Source organism: Methylobacterium sp. J-118 (assembly GCF_057836565.1).
Genome location: NZ_JBYQFA010000001.1, coordinates 5,706,257 through 5,720,298 on the forward strand (window position 1 = coordinate 5,706,257; position 14,042 = coordinate 5,720,298).

Annotated in this window: 16 protein-coding genes and 1 pseudogene; 4 read left to right on the top strand and 13 right to left on the bottom strand. The window is 63.1% G+C overall.

What is annotated here, in order from left to right:
- Positions 1-45: 45 nt before the first annotated feature.
- Complete coding sequence (locus tag AC3IF3_RS27850; protein ID WP_243973963.1) at positions 46-321, bottom strand: hypothetical protein; 276 nt, start codon at positions 319-321, stop codon at positions 46-48.
- A 263-nt stretch (positions 322-584) separates the two neighbouring features.
- On the opposite strand from AC3IF3_RS27850, the gene AC3IF3_RS27855 reads away from it, so the two are divergent.
- Positions 585-797, top strand: a complete 213-nt coding sequence (locus AC3IF3_RS27855; protein WP_489231118.1) for a hypothetical protein — start codon at positions 585-587, stop codon at positions 795-797.
- A 149-nt stretch (positions 798-946) separates the two neighbouring features.
- Here AC3IF3_RS27855 and AC3IF3_RS27860 read toward each other — a convergent pair whose 3' ends face one another.
- From AC3IF3_RS27860 to AC3IF3_RS27890, 7 genes and pseudogenes are all read right to left on the bottom strand, one after another.
- Entirely contained in the window at positions 947-2,068 is a 1,122-nt protein-coding gene (locus AC3IF3_RS27860; protein WP_489231119.1) for a hypothetical protein, read from the bottom strand.
- 47 nt (positions 2,069-2,115) lie between these two features.
- On the bottom strand, positions 2,116-2,430 hold the full coding sequence (locus AC3IF3_RS27865; protein ID WP_489231120.1) for a hypothetical protein: 315 nt from the start codon (positions 2,428-2,430) through the stop codon (positions 2,116-2,118).
- 263 nt (positions 2,431-2,693) lie between these two features.
- Entirely contained in the window at positions 2,694-2,987 is a 294-nt protein-coding gene (locus tag AC3IF3_RS27870) for a hypothetical protein (protein WP_489231121.1), read from the bottom strand.
- Positions 2,984-4,006, bottom strand: a complete 1,023-nt coding sequence (locus AC3IF3_RS27875; protein WP_489231122.1) for a hypothetical protein — start codon at positions 4,004-4,006, stop codon at positions 2,984-2,986. The genes AC3IF3_RS27870 and AC3IF3_RS27875 overlap by 4 nt, the downstream gene beginning before the upstream one ends.
- A 146-nt stretch (positions 4,007-4,152) precedes the next feature.
- Complete coding sequence (locus AC3IF3_RS27880) at positions 4,153-4,473, bottom strand: hypothetical protein (protein ID WP_489231391.1); 321 nt, start codon at positions 4,471-4,473, stop codon at positions 4,153-4,155.
- Between the two features lie 151 nt (positions 4,474-4,624).
- Positions 4,625-4,960: pseudogene (locus tag AC3IF3_RS27885) on the bottom strand (DUF1441 family protein); the annotation flags it as partial.
- A 159-nt stretch (positions 4,961-5,119) separates the two neighbouring features.
- A complete protein-coding gene (locus AC3IF3_RS27890; protein WP_489231123.1) occupies positions 5,120-5,470 on the bottom strand; it encodes a hypothetical protein in 351 nt (116 codons plus the stop codon).
- Positions 5,471-5,556: 86 nt separating this feature from the next.
- Between AC3IF3_RS27890 and AC3IF3_RS27895 the strand changes: the two genes are divergently transcribed.
- Complete coding sequence (locus AC3IF3_RS27895; protein WP_489231124.1) at positions 5,557-5,925, top strand: hypothetical protein; 369 nt, start codon at positions 5,557-5,559, stop codon at positions 5,923-5,925.
- 83 nt (positions 5,926-6,008) lie between these two features.
- Here AC3IF3_RS27895 and AC3IF3_RS27900 read toward each other — a convergent pair whose 3' ends face one another.
- The 5 genes from AC3IF3_RS27900 to AC3IF3_RS27920 form a co-directional block, all read right to left on the bottom strand.
- Entirely contained in the window at positions 6,009-7,076 is a 1,068-nt protein-coding gene (locus tag AC3IF3_RS27900; RefSeq protein ID WP_489231125.1) for an AAA family ATPase, read from the bottom strand.
- On the bottom strand, positions 7,069-7,995 hold the full coding sequence (locus tag AC3IF3_RS27905) for a DUF7146 domain-containing protein (protein WP_489231126.1): 927 nt from the start codon (positions 7,993-7,995) through the stop codon (positions 7,069-7,071). Before AC3IF3_RS27905 ends, AC3IF3_RS27900 begins: the two co-directional genes overlap by 8 nt.
- A gap of 203 nt (positions 7,996-8,198) precedes the next feature.
- Positions 8,199-8,405 (bottom strand): helix-turn-helix transcriptional regulator, encoded by a 207-nt coding sequence (locus AC3IF3_RS27910; protein WP_489231127.1) that lies wholly within the window; start codon positions 8,403-8,405, stop codon positions 8,199-8,201.
- Between the two features lie 154 nt (positions 8,406-8,559).
- Positions 8,560-9,426, bottom strand: a complete 867-nt coding sequence (locus AC3IF3_RS27915) for a hypothetical protein (RefSeq protein ID WP_489231128.1) — start codon at positions 9,424-9,426, stop codon at positions 8,560-8,562.
- The gene (locus tag AC3IF3_RS27920; RefSeq protein WP_489231129.1) at positions 9,419-10,645 is read right to left on the bottom strand and encodes a tyrosine-type recombinase/integrase; all 1,227 of its coding nucleotides are present in this window, start codon (positions 10,643-10,645) and stop codon (positions 9,419-9,421) included. The genes AC3IF3_RS27915 and AC3IF3_RS27920 overlap by 8 nt, the downstream gene beginning before the upstream one ends.
- A gap of 1,438 nt (positions 10,646-12,083) precedes the next feature.
- Between AC3IF3_RS27920 and AC3IF3_RS27925 the strand changes: the two genes are divergently transcribed.
- Together AC3IF3_RS27925 and AC3IF3_RS27930 are read left to right on the top strand one after the other, a co-directional pair.
- Positions 12,084-12,809 (top strand): FkbM family methyltransferase, encoded by a 726-nt coding sequence (locus AC3IF3_RS27925; RefSeq protein WP_489231130.1) that lies wholly within the window; start codon positions 12,084-12,086, stop codon positions 12,807-12,809.
- A gap of 928 nt (positions 12,810-13,737) precedes the next feature.
- Positions 13,738-14,025, top strand: a complete 288-nt coding sequence (locus tag AC3IF3_RS27930; protein ID WP_243970835.1) for a hypothetical protein — start codon at positions 13,738-13,740, stop codon at positions 14,023-14,025.
- The last annotated feature ends 17 nt before the right edge of the window (positions 14,026-14,042 follow it).

Below are 14,042 nucleotides of genomic sequence, written 5' to 3' on the forward strand. Positions count from 1 at the left end.
GGCTTGCGTCGAAGCAGAGCCTGTTCCGAAGCTGTGGCTATAAGATCACTTCCCACCGCCGCTGCCGGTCGAGCCGAGACGCGAGGGCTGGCCTTCGTTACCAGCGGCTGCGGAGTCGGTGGCGACGCCATCAGCGGCGCGACCGGTCGGGGAGTAGGTCGCAGCCGGTGAATCACCGGTCGAGCCAGGCTGGCGCGTGACGACACCGGGCGCGCCGGGCGGGACGATGACGGTGGTGCTGGTCGGGGTCTCGATCACCTGGGCAAAAGCAGGGGTCGCCAGAGCCGTGACGAGCGCGGCAACGAGGGCAATCTTGGTCATGTCGATCTCCTGTCGGGATTGGTGCGGCAGGAAACTCCTGATGCGCCGGCACAACTCCGCTGGCCCCATAGAGATCCGAAATTCTGACGGCTGTAAAATACCGGCGTGTGCCTTCGCACGCCGTTTGCTTTCAGTCACACAACTACCGCATCGCTGCGGCAACCAGTGGTAGAGCCTCAATCCGCCCGCCGCATCTGCGCACGGCTGCGCTGCACAGCATCCTGGGACAGGTTGCCAGCGGTCGAGGTGCGGACGTTCGTCTCATGTCCCGGCTCTTCCCGCTCGACCTCGGCGCGCCATGTCATTGGCCAAAACAGGGAGACGCACCGATGGACCGTGAGCGCGATCGCGACGTAGCCGAAGACCTGATCGAGGATGCCCGGAAGACGATGGGCGACAGCGAGAAGACGGAGCGGCCGGGCCAGGGCACCGATCAGCCCAGCGGTGACGATCCGGCCAAGACTCCGAAGGAGTGACGGCGCTCAAGCGTCGGCCCTGCTCGACCTAGCTCACGCTTGGGGAAACGCCAGCTCTCACGCCCCCTTGCCGTACACCCCATCCGGCACGCCGCCGCCCTGGATCTGCCCCATGCCGTTGAAGGGCTCTGGGAACTCCGCGCCGGCGGTCAGGCGGCCTGTCCGCTGCCCGAACCGTACAGGCCCGGCGCGCCGCCTGCGCCGCTGGCCTCGATCCTGTTCCCGCCGCCGAGGCGCCCCGGCAAGCACATGTCCAGGACGGACAGCGTGCCCTCGGGGCCTTGCGTGCTGGTGACGCCCTGGATGGCGAGCTGCATGCGGTTATCCGGGAACATGAAGGGGTCGTAGACCGTGATCGTCTTGCCGATCATCTCCAGCCACAGGGTGCTGCTGTCCTTGAACCAGCCCTGCACGGTGTAGCTGCCTGACAGCATGGTCACGTAGTTCTCCGCCAACTCGTGGTTGGCGCGCATCTGCATATCCTGCTTATCACCGGGCATCTCGGCGGCGAAGCTGAAGGGCCGATTCCGGGTCACGGCCGGATTGATGGCCGTGGCCTTCACATCTCGGGCATCATCCCCGAAGGTCTGGTCGTTGCCCGGTCGCTGACCAACCGCGTCGATTTTGTCGTAGGCGTTCTGATCGCACATCAGCAGCGAGCCTGCCTTGATGTTGCGGCCCAGTTCGAGTTCGGCGCCGGCGCCCGGACGGCCGTCGCCGCGGTATGCGACCAGATTTCCGTCGGCATCGTCGCGCAGGAACACGTTCCGAAAGCGACACAGACGCTCGAGGAAGACGAACACCGTCTCGCCCATCTGGACGTTCACCTTTGGGAAGACCTTGTCCGCCCCGTCAGTACTACCCTGGAGCTGAAATTTGATCCCGTAGGGCTGCAAAACCGCGCCCGCGATCTGGCTCAGCGAGTAACCTTTGAACTCGCCTTTCTCGTGGTTGACCGTCGAGTTGACGATGTCGGCCATCTTCGACGTGACCGTGATCTGAAGCCCGTGCTCCTTGTCGTTGTAGGCCGGCTGCCGCGCCGAGATGACGCCATCGATCACCTTGTGGCCCGCGAGGTTGATGACCGCACGATCTGACACGCGCAGCTTCAGCGCATCCCAGGTCGGAACGCCCGCCTCGCTCGGCGACGCCGCGGAGAAGGTCGCCATGCTCACGACCTCGCCGAACGTCCGATTGACCGAGATGGACTTCCAGTTGAGGTAGCGCTTCCCGTTGACCAGGATGTAGGCGAGTTCGTTCGGGTTCGGCATCGGTCAGGCTCCTGCAATCCGGGCGATCTCGGCGACGCGGGCCATGGTCAGACCGCCTCCGTAGAGGCGAGCTGCGTGGCCTGATGTGTCTTCACGGGGACCTCAGAGGCCGGCGTCTGCTGCACCGCCAGGATGCGGGGCGGGCTGACGGATGTGTCGATCACCGATGCGGTCCACGAGCCGTCGGCGAGCGCGGCTCGAACGCGATCGTTCTTGACGCTCTCCGCTGGAACGAGGCGATTTCCGCTAGCGGTCGGGCAGGTCATATAGGACCAGCAGTCCCCTTCGATGCAATGCCACAGGCGGCCGTGCCGGGCGTCGTTCGCGGCCAGAGTAGCAAGATCAGTATAGGCGTCGATCATTTCCGGATGCCCCAGAGGCCACAAAGGCGCGGGCCTAACGTATGGCGCTGAGGGTGATCGTCGCTGGGCGGGTTCAAGACGACAATTCTGTTTTGACGTTGCGTTAACAGTGCAGACTACTGCCTTAAGGCGATCTGGTGCGCGATGGATCCGGCGCGACCGATCGGTGAGCGACTGGGCGGTAAGCTTCACACGTGCGGCGTCGCCTGGTTGACCGGCGCAACACTCAACAATTTCAGCGACACGGGTCATGGTCAGGCCGCTCACAGGTCGGTCGAGACGCACGCCTCGCGCAGGGCGCTGAGGATGATCGTCTCCCGGCGGGTCAGCTCCTCGACCTCGATCTGTAGGTCGCTCACGAAGACCGCGGCATGCTCCAGGCGCTCGCGCTTCAGCGGCGTCTCGCCGTGGCTGCGGATCGATGCGCCAAGGCCCATGCGCCAATGGTGAACGCGCTCCAGTTGGCGGACCGTGTCGCGCTTCCGTAGACGGATCTCGGCGATGGCTTGCCGCGCCTGCATCACGGCCTCATCGAGGTTCGTCGGTTCGGGGATCACTGGGCCGCCTCCGCGAACACGCCGTCGCCATCCGGCAGCTCGCCGAGGTCGGCCTGCACGACCGGCTCGGCCTTCGTCATCTTGGCGCCGATGATCGCGGTGGCGTTGTCGGCTCGGAACCCGCCGATGCCATCGGGGCGCAGGCCGGCGTTCGGGTTCACCGCCAGGATGGCAGTGATCTGCTGGCCCTGGACGGATGAGGGCGAGAAGCCGACACCCATCTCGATCGCCTTGGCTGCGATCGGCTCCGGCAGGGTGGCGCCGCCCTTCAGCACGCCGACCTGGTGGCCGTTCGCGCGGCGGTAGCGGGCGGGGCGGGACAGCACGACTTGCACCTCGGGCCACACGAACGCCGTCGGGATCGTTTCTGCGGGTTTGGTGACGGGTGCCGGTCCAGAGCCCTGGCGGACCGCCATCGCCTTCGCTCGCATCTCGCCGGCCACCCGGGCGGCGACGGTGCAGGCGTCGGGACCGATCTCACCGGCCACCGACTTGCCGTTCAGCGGATCACGCGGCAGGACGCCGGCCCGGCGCGCCGCGGCGGCTACCAGGGCGTATTCGGGACCGCCGCCGAGAAGGTCGCGCTGAGCGTCCTGCCGGCAGGTGTCGACCAGCGATTGCCTGGCCTCATCGAAGGCTTCCGCGGCATCATCCAGGCGGGCAGCCGCGGCCTGGATACGCTCAGCGCGCGCCTCGATCTCGCTGGCTACGGATTCCCGTGCCCGGCTGTCGCGCTCGGCGTCGCGCCGCTGCCGGGCATCGTTGAGTTCGGAGGCCAGGGTTCGCACCGCGTCTTCAAGGCCGGCCCGGCGATCGATTGCAGCACGGCAGGCATCGGCCGCCTTCCGGGCGGCGGCAGCATCGACATGCTCGGCAACGAGCAGCAGGCGCTGCGCGGTGATCGCCTGCTCGGCCTCGGTCGATGCGGACTCCAGCCGGCGCACCACGCCCGCATGCCGGGTTTCGAGGTCTTGAACCTCGGCCTCGATGCGCTTCAGGACGTCCCGTCGACCCAGCATGCCCGCTCCTCAGATCTGGGGAGCGACGCCAGCGATGACACCGACGCCGCTCCTACCGCGTCACCAGCCGAAAGCTCTGGGAGCAGCGGGGGTAGTGTGCCGGGTTCAGCGCGCTTGAGAACCGAACAAAACCGAACAGCTGGGAGTTATGCGCCGCTTCCAGGAGTAGTCTCATCGGCCGTGCGAAAGCAAAACAGCACGTCTATCTCGCCGAGTGCGTCGAGGATCATCTCGCGCAAGATCGCCTCGAACCCTTCCCGGCTGCGCACCTCCTGCATTCGAGGCACGATCGCTTCTGGGATAGCGGCGATGCGCCGGGCTGTCCGGGCCATCACCTCATTCACCTGCGGGTTGCCGAAGTTTACGGGCTCGCCGCGGAGTGCTCGGCTCACCGGGCCCATGTCGCCCAACGCGTTGTCCAGCTCTGCCTCGATCCGCAACTTGAGCAGCTCGCCCGTTAGCGGCATCTTGTTTTCCCCTAGCATCACGTACAACCTCCATATTTTCCGGATCTGACAACTCAGTAAGTATTTGATAGACTTCAGCCTCTATGATCGAAACTAGATCTTCAGGCTTCTGCGGGTTAAAGCGCATACGAACTTTAGATGGCAGATTCAAGAAGTGTGATCTGACGACGATTATGTCTCTCGTTACGTGATCTATCACGTCGTCAATCAGAACCATCTCACCTTGGCTGAGGGCGTTCTTCATCTCAGTTTGAATAGCGAGTGCCCGGTCCTTGCGGGCCCGCTCCTGGGCCGGATCCAGGATTTCGCCGTTCGCGTCCGGCGCCGGCCACATCGCGCGGATCGCCGTCACGATGAACCAGGCTGGATTGCCCGACAGCTCCCCGTCAGCGGGAACACGCTTGAGAGCGTTCGCGACGGTCCGCCGATCACTGTCCAGTTCGACAGCCAGCGCGCTCAGCGACCAAAGCCGCTTGGTCATTGCCATTGCACAGGTTTCCGCTCTGCGATGTGGTGGAACCTACGGGAGTTGATCGCTGGAGAAGTGTCGGAGTCGCGCGTTACCTCCGACCCTCCGGTACCATGGAAGTACCTCAGGTTGCATTTCTTGGATATGTACAACTCAGATGGAGGGGGAGCCTGGGGCCTACCCATGAGCCGCCTCGCGCTGCGACGGGAGATGCAGTTCGAGGTGCTTCCCGACCCGCCTGGCGGTGCCGTTGTCGAGCCCACGCTCAGCACGTCGGCGGGCCGCGTCGTAGGAGATCCGCAGCATGCGGCATGCGAGCGGGACCGGAACCCACTCGAGAGGCTCAGGCTGGCTCAAGACGGTCGTGAGCGGCGCGGCAGCCGCCACCGTGCTCCTGAGTGCCTGGACCGCATCCCGGGCCAACCTCAGACCATCAGGGTCACGGTTGACGCGTCCGGCCTGATGCGCCTCGACGGCCTCGGCCTTCGCCAACGCGTCGAGGACGGCGGTCCACTCGGCGGGCGTCATGGCAGCACCCCGGAACTTTGAGGCTGCCCATGCGTGCTACGTAAGTCACGAAGCAGTGTTTTCTCAAGTATTACCGAGATCGGCCCATGAATAGCATCAAAAGATTGCTTTCTTCGTTTGCCCAATTCATGACGGCAAGGCCGGCGTCGGATGAAAATCGTCAATTGATGACATCGAGAAATCCTGGAGAGTATGGCACCAGTGACGGCGGCAAGCCGAGCGACTTCAATGGCGACTACCGCAGCGCCAGCGAGATGCTGAAAGAGCGCCTCAGCAAGCGATTCCCGCACAACTTCCATGCGCGGGTCGGATCCAACGTGAACAGCACGCGCGACTTCAGTGACGAGCGCGCCGAGGCAATCGACACGGCGTCGGCTGCGATAGCTGCGGCCCTTCGCAAAGGTGCGACGGCCAAGCAGGCAGCTGAAGCCGGCGCGGCGAGCGTTGGGATCTAAGGAGCGACCGCAGGCTTGCCTGGTACGTGCCCGCACCACGGGGGGTGTAAGATGAGTAAGATTGTAAGATTGGTGAGGGCTGCTCATTCGGCATCTCCCTCACCGTACCGGTCTCGCGATCTTACAATCTTACCGTTCTTACAGGGGTTATGGACCCCTGAGAGACCGTAGAGGCCACGTCCCACCTTCTCGATCTCGCCGGCGCTCGCCATCCGAAAGAGCATTACGTCGAGGGCGTTGCGGTTCTCGATGCCGGCGCTGAGCATGATGTCCTTCGGCGACATCGGCTCCGGCGACTGGCGCAGCGCATCCAGGATAAGGTTGCGCTCATCGCTGCGTCGGACGTCGGCCGCCGCGCCCAGCATGGTCCAAGCGCCGTTTGAACGGTCGAAGGAGAGAGCGCTCTCGATCTCCTCGATGTCGCGGCCACGCCCGTAGAGCGTGGTGCCTTGGCTATCCCGGGCCAGCACCAGCGTCGTGTCGGCGGTGCCCGTGAGCCCCGTCGACCCTGAGAGGCAGTCGAACGGATCCTCAGCTTCAGCCTTGCGGGTGTGGTGGATCACGACGATGGCAATACCGAACTCGGCCGCCAGCCCCTGCAGGCCTTCCAGGGAGCGCACGTCGTAGTCGTAGATGCCCTCGTTGCCCTTCATCGCAGGGCGGACCTTGTTGAGCACGTCCACGATGACGAGCCGCGGATCGGGCCGGCTCTCGATCCAGGCGCGGATATCGTCGAGGCCGCCGTCGTCGAGCCGCCGGCAGTTCAGATCGTAGTGCAATCTTTCCGGGAATCTTACAGGGATCTTACAGGCGGTCGTCGGCAGCAGCTGACCGAGCCGCTTCTGCAGGCGACGCTTGTTGTCCTCCAGTGCGAGGTACAGGACATCGCCCTGCTCGACCTCGATGGTGCCGAGCGCATAGCCGCCCATGGCCACGGCGATGGCGGTGCCGAGCAGGAGCCAGGACTTCCCCAGCTTGGGCTTGCCGCCGAACAGGGTGAGCCCTTCGGCGAAGATCCCCGGGACGATGTAGCGAATGGGGGGCAGGATCTCGTCCATCAGCTCGGCCGCGGTGGCGGATCCGAAGCGGCGTGGCGGGAGCTTCACCGGCAGCGGTGCGAGCCGCTCGATAGTGTAGGCGGCATCAGCCATGGGCCACCACCTTGAGCGCATCGTTGATGTCGTCACCCTCGGCGGTCGCCTTGACGAGGAGCACCTCGCGGCCAGCACGCCGCCAGCGATCGGCACAAAGCTCGGACGCACCGCGGCCTGCCGGATCGTCATCGACCGCAATCCAGAGGCATTCGATCCCGGGCAGCACCGGGAAGCTGGTGATCCCGCCCGCGTTCAGGACCGACCACACGGGGGTGTCCCCGAATTCGGGGAGACCCTGCAGTGAGAGCGTCGTCTCGATGCCCTCGCCGATGCCCAGGCAGGTGGTGACGTCCTCATCGGCCGTCAGTTTCACCGCCCCGTCGCGGATGCTGCCGAGGGCGAGCCTGTCCTTGCCGTTCACCTCGATCTTCCGACCGTCGAAGCTGAGCGCGGTGCGGTGGATCGCCTGCGGGGCATTGGTGACGACGTTCCGGACCAGGGCGACCATGGCCGGGATCCGGGAGCCCGCGAAGGGGCAGTTTGGATGGTATCGCAGAACGTCCTGGCGCGCGGCTGGCACTCCGAGCCTGCGGCGGTTGAGATAGCGCTCGACTGGCGTTCCCGTCGGCGGCTGGCCTTCGTCCCATAGAGTCAGAGCACCGGCTGTGCGGCTAGGATTGGCCGTGGGTAGTTTCGGCCCAAGTTGGGCCGAAATCTCACGCCCCGAAACTGGCGCAACGTGCGCTGGTTTCTGGACAAGTTGTCCAGAAATGCCGAGCCGATCCCGCACGTAGTCCCGGCAGGTACCGAAGTCGTCGCCGGAATGGCTGTGAAGCGTGAAGCCGTTCGGCGCCGAGGTATCGAACAGGACGGAGAGGCTACGGTCGCGCGAGCTGTGGCCCGGACCGGGGCAGAGAATACCCCGGCCTGAGACCTCGCCCCCGAGCATGCGTGCCGCGGAGCGAAGATCCATCATCGCGCACCCCGCCAGCTGTCCACCGCGGGAAACGCCAACTCGGCCAACACTGCCGCGGTGGCAGGGGGCAGACCGAAGCGGGTGGCGAGATAGTCTTGTCGAAGCGCCTGGGCTGGCGTATCTCTCTGAGCGTCCACCTGGCAGTAGACATTCTCGGAGACCCGCCGCAGCCCGCGCTGTGCGCGGGTTTTCTGTTTCATGGCTCAGGCGGCCTCCTTCACCGAGAGGCGTGCATCGAAGCGATCAAGGGATTCCTCGCTCCAAAGCCGCCGGCCGTTCACGATCAGATCGGGCTTCGGAAAGTCGACCTTCCCGTCGTGGATCCACCGCCACAGACCCATTTCTGAGATCCCGCCATAACGGCGGCGAACCTGGGTCGCGGTGCAGTAGAGCTTCTGTCGATCGCTCATCTTCACACCTCCAAACGCGCAAGAACTCTCGCGCTCCAAAGCAATGTGCTTTGAACGAGGGCTGAAATATACGTTGGTGATTGGCCGCAATTGACCCCTAAGCTCGGGGGTCAATCAGGTCTAATCGCCACCACTTTTTGGGTGGCGATCGACGTCAATCGCCACCCGCCGGGCTTTGGTTATGTCGATACCCAAAGCGATCGCAGTAGCGCCGGCCGAAGACAAACAACGGTTCAGCTCGGAAGGCGTTGAAGCGGGCAAGCACTTCGCTGTCGACCGAGTTGCCATCACGCTTGGCATAATCTGGGTCGTCGTCGAACACGGACTTAAGCCGCCCTGCCTGTAGCGCTACGGCACAGCCCCGCCGCAAATTAGGTACCCTATCCCAAGATCGCAGCGTCTCGGCCGAAACCTCCATCGCGACGGCGACACGGCGTTGGGCAACCTGCGCCTGCAGGCCCTGGCCTCGAAGGTTGGCGACATGCTCGAGGGCGCACGCTCGCATCTGATCCCACGACCAAGCGTCGTCGTGTCGGCCCATTGTTTGCGGTCGTAAGAGGTCCTGCACCTCACCATTGTCGAGCGCATCAAGGCCAGCCGCGAGGCGATGCACCATCCATCTCGGCAACAGCACCGGCATGGGATCGACGGCTGGGCGGTGTGGATGCGGCCCCGAGCGCTCATGGATGGTGAGAACAGCCTTTAGCGCTGCGCGCTCGCAGTCCTCCCAATCCGCTGGCACGGTGAGGCGACGATTCAGTCCTGAGATGTCGAGAAGCCAATCACCAAACTCAAGGGTCAGCAGCTGCCAAACGACCCGGGCCCGGGACGCTGTAAGCATCGCGTTGTCCGTTTCACCTTCAGATATGGCTTGGTTATAGGCGAGATGCAGCAACCGCAGCATCTCGACCGCCTGGTACGCCCGGTCCTGAATTTCGTCCGGCCACGTAAAACCCGGCACCTTCAGCACGTAGGTGTCCCAGAGTTCGTCGCGGCGCGCTTTCCTCCAGGCCTCATCCATGCCGGTCGCCTTCGGCAGTGATCGATTCAACATGCGCCGCCCAGGCTTCCAGCGCGGCCCGCTTCTCGTCGAGGTACTGGTACCGGTTGTAGACCGCAGCCACGCCTTTGATGACGCCGGATCGGTGATTCAGCACCGCTTCGATGACGTGCGGGTCGGTTTTGAGTCGGGCCATGCCGGAGGATCCGGTTCGACGCAAATCGTGGAAGGTCCAGCCCTCCAGGCTCTTGCCACCGTTGGCAGCCTTGATCTCGGCATCCAAGCGCGTCTTGGCGCGCGAGAAGCCGCGAATAGGCCCCTCCCCCGTCGTGGTCAGGAGGAAGTCCCCCTGGATTTTGGGTAGGGCCTTCAGGATCGCCTTAGCCGGCTCACTAAGCGGAACGATGCTCGATGACCCGTTCTTGGATCGTGCGGCCGGCAGATGCCATTCAGTGCCCCGCTCGTGCAGCTCGCCCTTTGTGATGCCGGCCACCTCGTCGCGCCGCTGCGCCGTGAGGATCAGCAGCTTCACGAAGGGCCCGAACGGCCACCCTACCCTATCGGCACCCAGCCATACCGCGCGCAGCTCGGCGTCGGTCAGCACGCGGTCGCGCGTCGTCTCCTGAGACGGCGCCTTCACGCCCGTGCAGGGCGAGGCTGTGATAATCGAGCGCTCGACACACCAGTTGAAGAACTTCCGGACGGTCGCCAGCGCCCGGTTCGCCATTACAGGCGCGCCACGATTCACGATGCCGTCGAGCAGGTCCAGCACGTCCCGTCGGCTGATGCTCTCCACTTTTCGGCGACCCCAGACCGGCACGACATCTTTGTGCAAGATCTGCGCGGCCGTCTCCGCGGTGCTCGGCTTGTTGTGCTTGCGGACGTGCCGCTCGAGGAAATCCTCGACCACGCTGGAGACGAGGTCATGATCCACCGGCCGAGCCCGGTTGATCCTAGCCGTCTCGATCTTCTCGGCACCGGGGTCCCGTCCTAGGGACAGGGTGCGCACTGCCTCCCGGGCTCGGTCGCGTGCAGCCGGCAGGTCGAGGGCTGGGTACGGGCCAAGCATCATCTTCCGCGGACGGCCGCCGAAGCGGTAGCGCACGCACCAGCCCTTCCGGCCGGTCGGATGCACTATCAGGTAGAGCGAAGGCATCCCCGCATCGGGGATCTCGCGGCGAACAAGTGGGTCCGGTTTCAGGCGTTCAACGGCTTGCACGGTCAGCACCTTCGCGGTCATCTGTCGTGAGCCCTGGGTATCAACTGGGTAACGCGATCGGCTCGTTATGGCCTGTTACCCAATGATATTAACAATGGCTCACAATGTCGCCAAGTGCCAGTGCTGATTGCGGTTTTTCCCGGCCTCAATCACCTGATCTGTTAGGGGCTGTTTGGCCCCGGCAGGTGTTTGGTAATGAAGAGGTCGACAGTTCAATCCTGTCTCGCAGCACCAGTAATCTTCCAACGATTTCCATAGGTTGGGTTTAAGCGACCAGCCGGCGATGACCGTGCTCTTACAGGGCGGTCTCACAGGTTGTCGCTTCGTATTGCCGTACCATCGGAGGACCCGAAGCCAGGGGTCCAGAACCGACGTCAACGCACCCCGATCGACCCTGTTGAACGGTCGAAGGGGCGAACCGTCGCTCATCCCCTCGTCCAAGCATCGTTGAGGACTTAGGAGCCACGGGGAGCACGGGTCAGACATGCCGCGCGGATGGTGTCCTGAAACGAATCTGGAACGCTGATGGCGGGCGTGACCCATCCACCACACGGATGAGAGTGGGGGTGGTCGCCATCTCCATGACTGAACCTGAACCCGCTCCCATCGACGTTCCCTTGCCGCCCACGATCACCGCCCCCGCTCCGACCGTGGGGGATCTGTTCGAACGTCGAGCCTCAAACTGGACGGACACGCGGGCACCGAACACGATCGGTGAAGCCGCTGCGAGTCAGATTCAGACGCCTGGGAGCACGGCAACAGCGACGACGGGCTGACTGGCCAGCTTCGCCCATTGCAGACGAGCGTCGTGTCCCACCTGCGGTGTTCTACTTACCCGAACCACCTGTCGATCGTGCGCCGGTGCGCGACGTCCGTTCCCCGCCCGATGCCGAGGATGGGCCACCGCCCCGAACTCGGCGGTTTATTTTCGGACGACCTGAGAGCAGCGTGAATTGTCCCTGAACCTGTATCACGAGCCGCGGAGCCAGCCACAGTTGTTTCCAATAAAAACTTCGCTCAGAACACTTATAAAATCTTCTTTTATCTTGAAGAAATAATTTGTGACAAAAAAGTACTTACTTGACTTAATATTTTCTCAAATTAGGTCGAATTGATATTCATCTGCATGATAGAGCCGAACGATGGGTCTAAAAATCGGATTCAAAATTGATAATCTATGATGCGATCGGCAAAAAGATGCCTTCTTCCGGAGACGGCGCAGGATTTCATAACGACGTCGTTGAGCGGGCCGTGCCGGTTCGAACGCCGTTGCGGGCAGACTATCGAACCACCGCTTTTCTAACGGTCGGCCACCGTGCCCACGAAGGATTTACGCAGGCGCCGGGCTGATTCAAAAGGGTTCCCCCTTCGACAATCGACCTAGAAACGGCCTTGACCTATACAGCGCCACGAATACGCTACGGTCACGCTTTGGCCTTTCAATTATTAGGAGCCGGTGATGAAAACTCTGGCAAAAAATATTTTGAAGAAAACACCTGGGTTATTGCGATTATTGCATACGGTGCAAAACGACAAGCCCTTCATCACACGACGGATCGAGGGGATTTTCTCGAAGAAAGAGAAGGTTTTCTTTGTGCAGGTTGGTTCAAACGATGGCTTGCATGGGGATCCACTTAATAAATTAGCCAGATACAACCCAAAGTATACGGGTATATTCATTGAGCCAGTCAAGTATTCTTTCGAGCAATTAAAATCGAATTACGGCAATGAGGGCAGATTCATATTTTGCAATAGAGCGGTTTCGGATGGCCCGAGTAGAAAATTTTATTACGTTTCCAGCGATGCCAAAAAAGAGATACCCAATCTCCCTGAATGGTGGAACCAGCTGGGGTCCTTCGACAGGAATCATATCGTTAACCATCTGGATGGGAAGCTTGAGCCGTATATCATCGAAGATCAGGTGAGATGTTCAACGTTGAACGAAATTTTAGTCGAGCATAAGGTGGATAAAATTGACTTCCTTCATGTTGACACCGAAGGGGCCGATCTTGCTGTCTTAAAAACGATGGATTTTTCGACCTTCTTACCGACAGGTGTTTTGTACGAGAAAAAACATTTATCGACGGACGATGCCGCAGAGGCAAAACATATGCTGATCAAGCAAGATTATAAAATCTATGATTATAAAGACGATGTATTGGGTATACAAAGGTCTGCCATCTGAGCGGCTGGATTCGGGCCGGGCTGATTGCGAGATCGGCTTGGACGGGAAAAGCTGGGATACAGCGCTGACGGAGCCCGAGCGCGACGCGGGCTGTGCGGATGCCGCACCGGATCGAGATACGGACTGCGCATGGCAAGAGCATCGCCGTCGCCTGCACGGAGGCGGATGTCTTCGAGCACAGCTCCGACCGCTGGCGCCGAGGAATGCGGCGATCAGGCCGGGAGGATGACGGATCTGGCGCGCAGGAACACGCGGCTTCGTCGTCTGGTGGCCGATCGTCCCGGTAAGCAGGGGCTGGCGGCGGTCGCCTCGGGATCCGGAGGGCAGCGCCGGCAAAACCTGCGGCCCCCGAGCGACGCCGGCCGGTGGCGGAGGATGGGGTGGGATGGCCAGGATACGGACGCATCCGCCCCCGCCACGAGCGCCTGTTTGCGCAGGCCCGCGTCTCACACCATCGGCGCATGCGATCCCCGGGCCGCTGGGCGGCGGTAGGTGCATCGTCCCGGCTTCCGGCAGGTGTCGGGCACCCATCCCGAACGCCACGCCCGCCCCGCACGCATCTCCCCCCTCCTCTGTCTGAGGGGCGGGCGGGCATCGCGGCCACGCCCCAGCCGCGATGAGGGGGGAGCGGGCGGGGCGCCGGCCGGACGCTTGAACTCTTCCGCGCGGCCTGTTCTTATTGCTAACGGAACAATATGCGGAGGGCTCGCCCCGTAATAACCAATCGGCGTGGTCACTTGCCAGGACGGATGGCCCTGGGACAGGCTCGGGTCCGATCGGCCACCGGGCAGAGACGGCCGCCCCCGGCGCGCACCGGTCCGGGATGGCGCCGAGGCATCGGCGGCTCCGGAGCGGGGCTCGATCCGCACCGGGCACCCAAGGCGAAGGGCTGAGGCGCATGACAGAGTCCGGCGATAAGCCAGACAAGATGGCTGAAGTCGCCGGGCTGGCGGCCGCGATCGCCGATCGCATCCTCGACCAGCACGCGGCCGGGACGTCGATCCCGCCCGAGCAGTTCCGCATGCTCGTCCGCGCGGCTCGCATGCTTCTGGACAATGAGGTGCCATGGCCACCATCCGTCGAGCACGTCGTGATGGAGGTCGCCCAGCGCTTGCAGGCTGCTGAGGCGCCATCGGCCGAGGCGCTTCCGGGGCCGAAGGGGGACGATGTCGTCGTGCATCTGACACGGTCTCTGAGCGCCTTGAAGCGGTCGTGACCATCCGTGGAGGGGGG

What these genes read in the sequence shown, in the direction of transcription:
- AC3IF3_RS27850 (WP_243973963.1), bottom strand. Translation starts at nt 321, where the DNA reads ATGACCAAGATTGCCCTCGTTGCCGCGCTCGTCACGGCTCTGGCGACC.
- AC3IF3_RS27855 (WP_489231118.1), top strand. Translation starts at nt 585, where the DNA reads ATGTCCCGGCTCTTCCCGCTCGACCTCGGCGCGCCATGTCATTGGCCA.
- AC3IF3_RS27860 (WP_489231119.1), bottom strand. Translation starts at nt 2,068, where the DNA reads ATGCCGAACCCGAACGAACTCGCCTACATCCTGGTCAACGGGAAGCGC.
- AC3IF3_RS27865 (WP_489231120.1), bottom strand. Translation starts at nt 2,430, where the DNA reads ATGATCGACGCCTATACTGATCTTGCTACTCTGGCCGCGAACGACGCC.
- AC3IF3_RS27875 (WP_489231122.1), bottom strand. Translation starts at nt 4,006, where the DNA reads ATGCTGGGTCGACGGGACGTCCTGAAGCGCATCGAGGCCGAGGTTCAA.
- AC3IF3_RS27880 (WP_489231391.1), bottom strand. Translation starts at nt 4,473, where the DNA reads ATGCCGCTAACGGGCGAGCTGCTCAAGTTGCGGATCGAGGCAGAGCTG.
- AC3IF3_RS27890 (WP_489231123.1), bottom strand. Translation starts at nt 5,470, where the DNA reads ATGACGCCCGCCGAGTGGACCGCCGTCCTCGACGCGTTGGCGAAGGCC.
- AC3IF3_RS27895 (WP_489231124.1), top strand. Translation starts at nt 5,557, where the DNA reads ATGAATAGCATCAAAAGATTGCTTTCTTCGTTTGCCCAATTCATGACG.
- AC3IF3_RS27900 (WP_489231125.1), bottom strand. Translation starts at nt 7,076, where the DNA reads ATGGCTGATGCCGCCTACACTATCGAGCGGCTCGCACCGCTGCCGGTG.
- AC3IF3_RS27905 (WP_489231126.1), bottom strand. Translation starts at nt 7,995, where the DNA reads ATGATGGATCTTCGCTCCGCGGCACGCATGCTCGGGGGCGAGGTCTCA.
- AC3IF3_RS27910 (WP_489231127.1), bottom strand. Translation starts at nt 8,405, where the DNA reads ATGAGCGATCGACAGAAGCTCTACTGCACCGCGACCCAGGTTCGCCGC.
- AC3IF3_RS27915 (WP_489231128.1), bottom strand. Translation starts at nt 9,426, where the DNA reads ATGGATGAGGCCTGGAGGAAAGCGCGCCGCGACGAACTCTGGGACACC.
- AC3IF3_RS27920 (WP_489231129.1), bottom strand. Translation starts at nt 10,645, where the DNA reads ATGACCGCGAAGGTGCTGACCGTGCAAGCCGTTGAACGCCTGAAACCG.
- AC3IF3_RS27925 (WP_489231130.1), top strand. Translation starts at nt 12,084, where the DNA reads ATGAAAACTCTGGCAAAAAATATTTTGAAGAAAACACCTGGGTTATTG.
- AC3IF3_RS27930 (WP_243970835.1), top strand. Translation starts at nt 13,738, where the DNA reads ATGGCTGAAGTCGCCGGGCTGGCGGCCGCGATCGCCGATCGCATCCTC.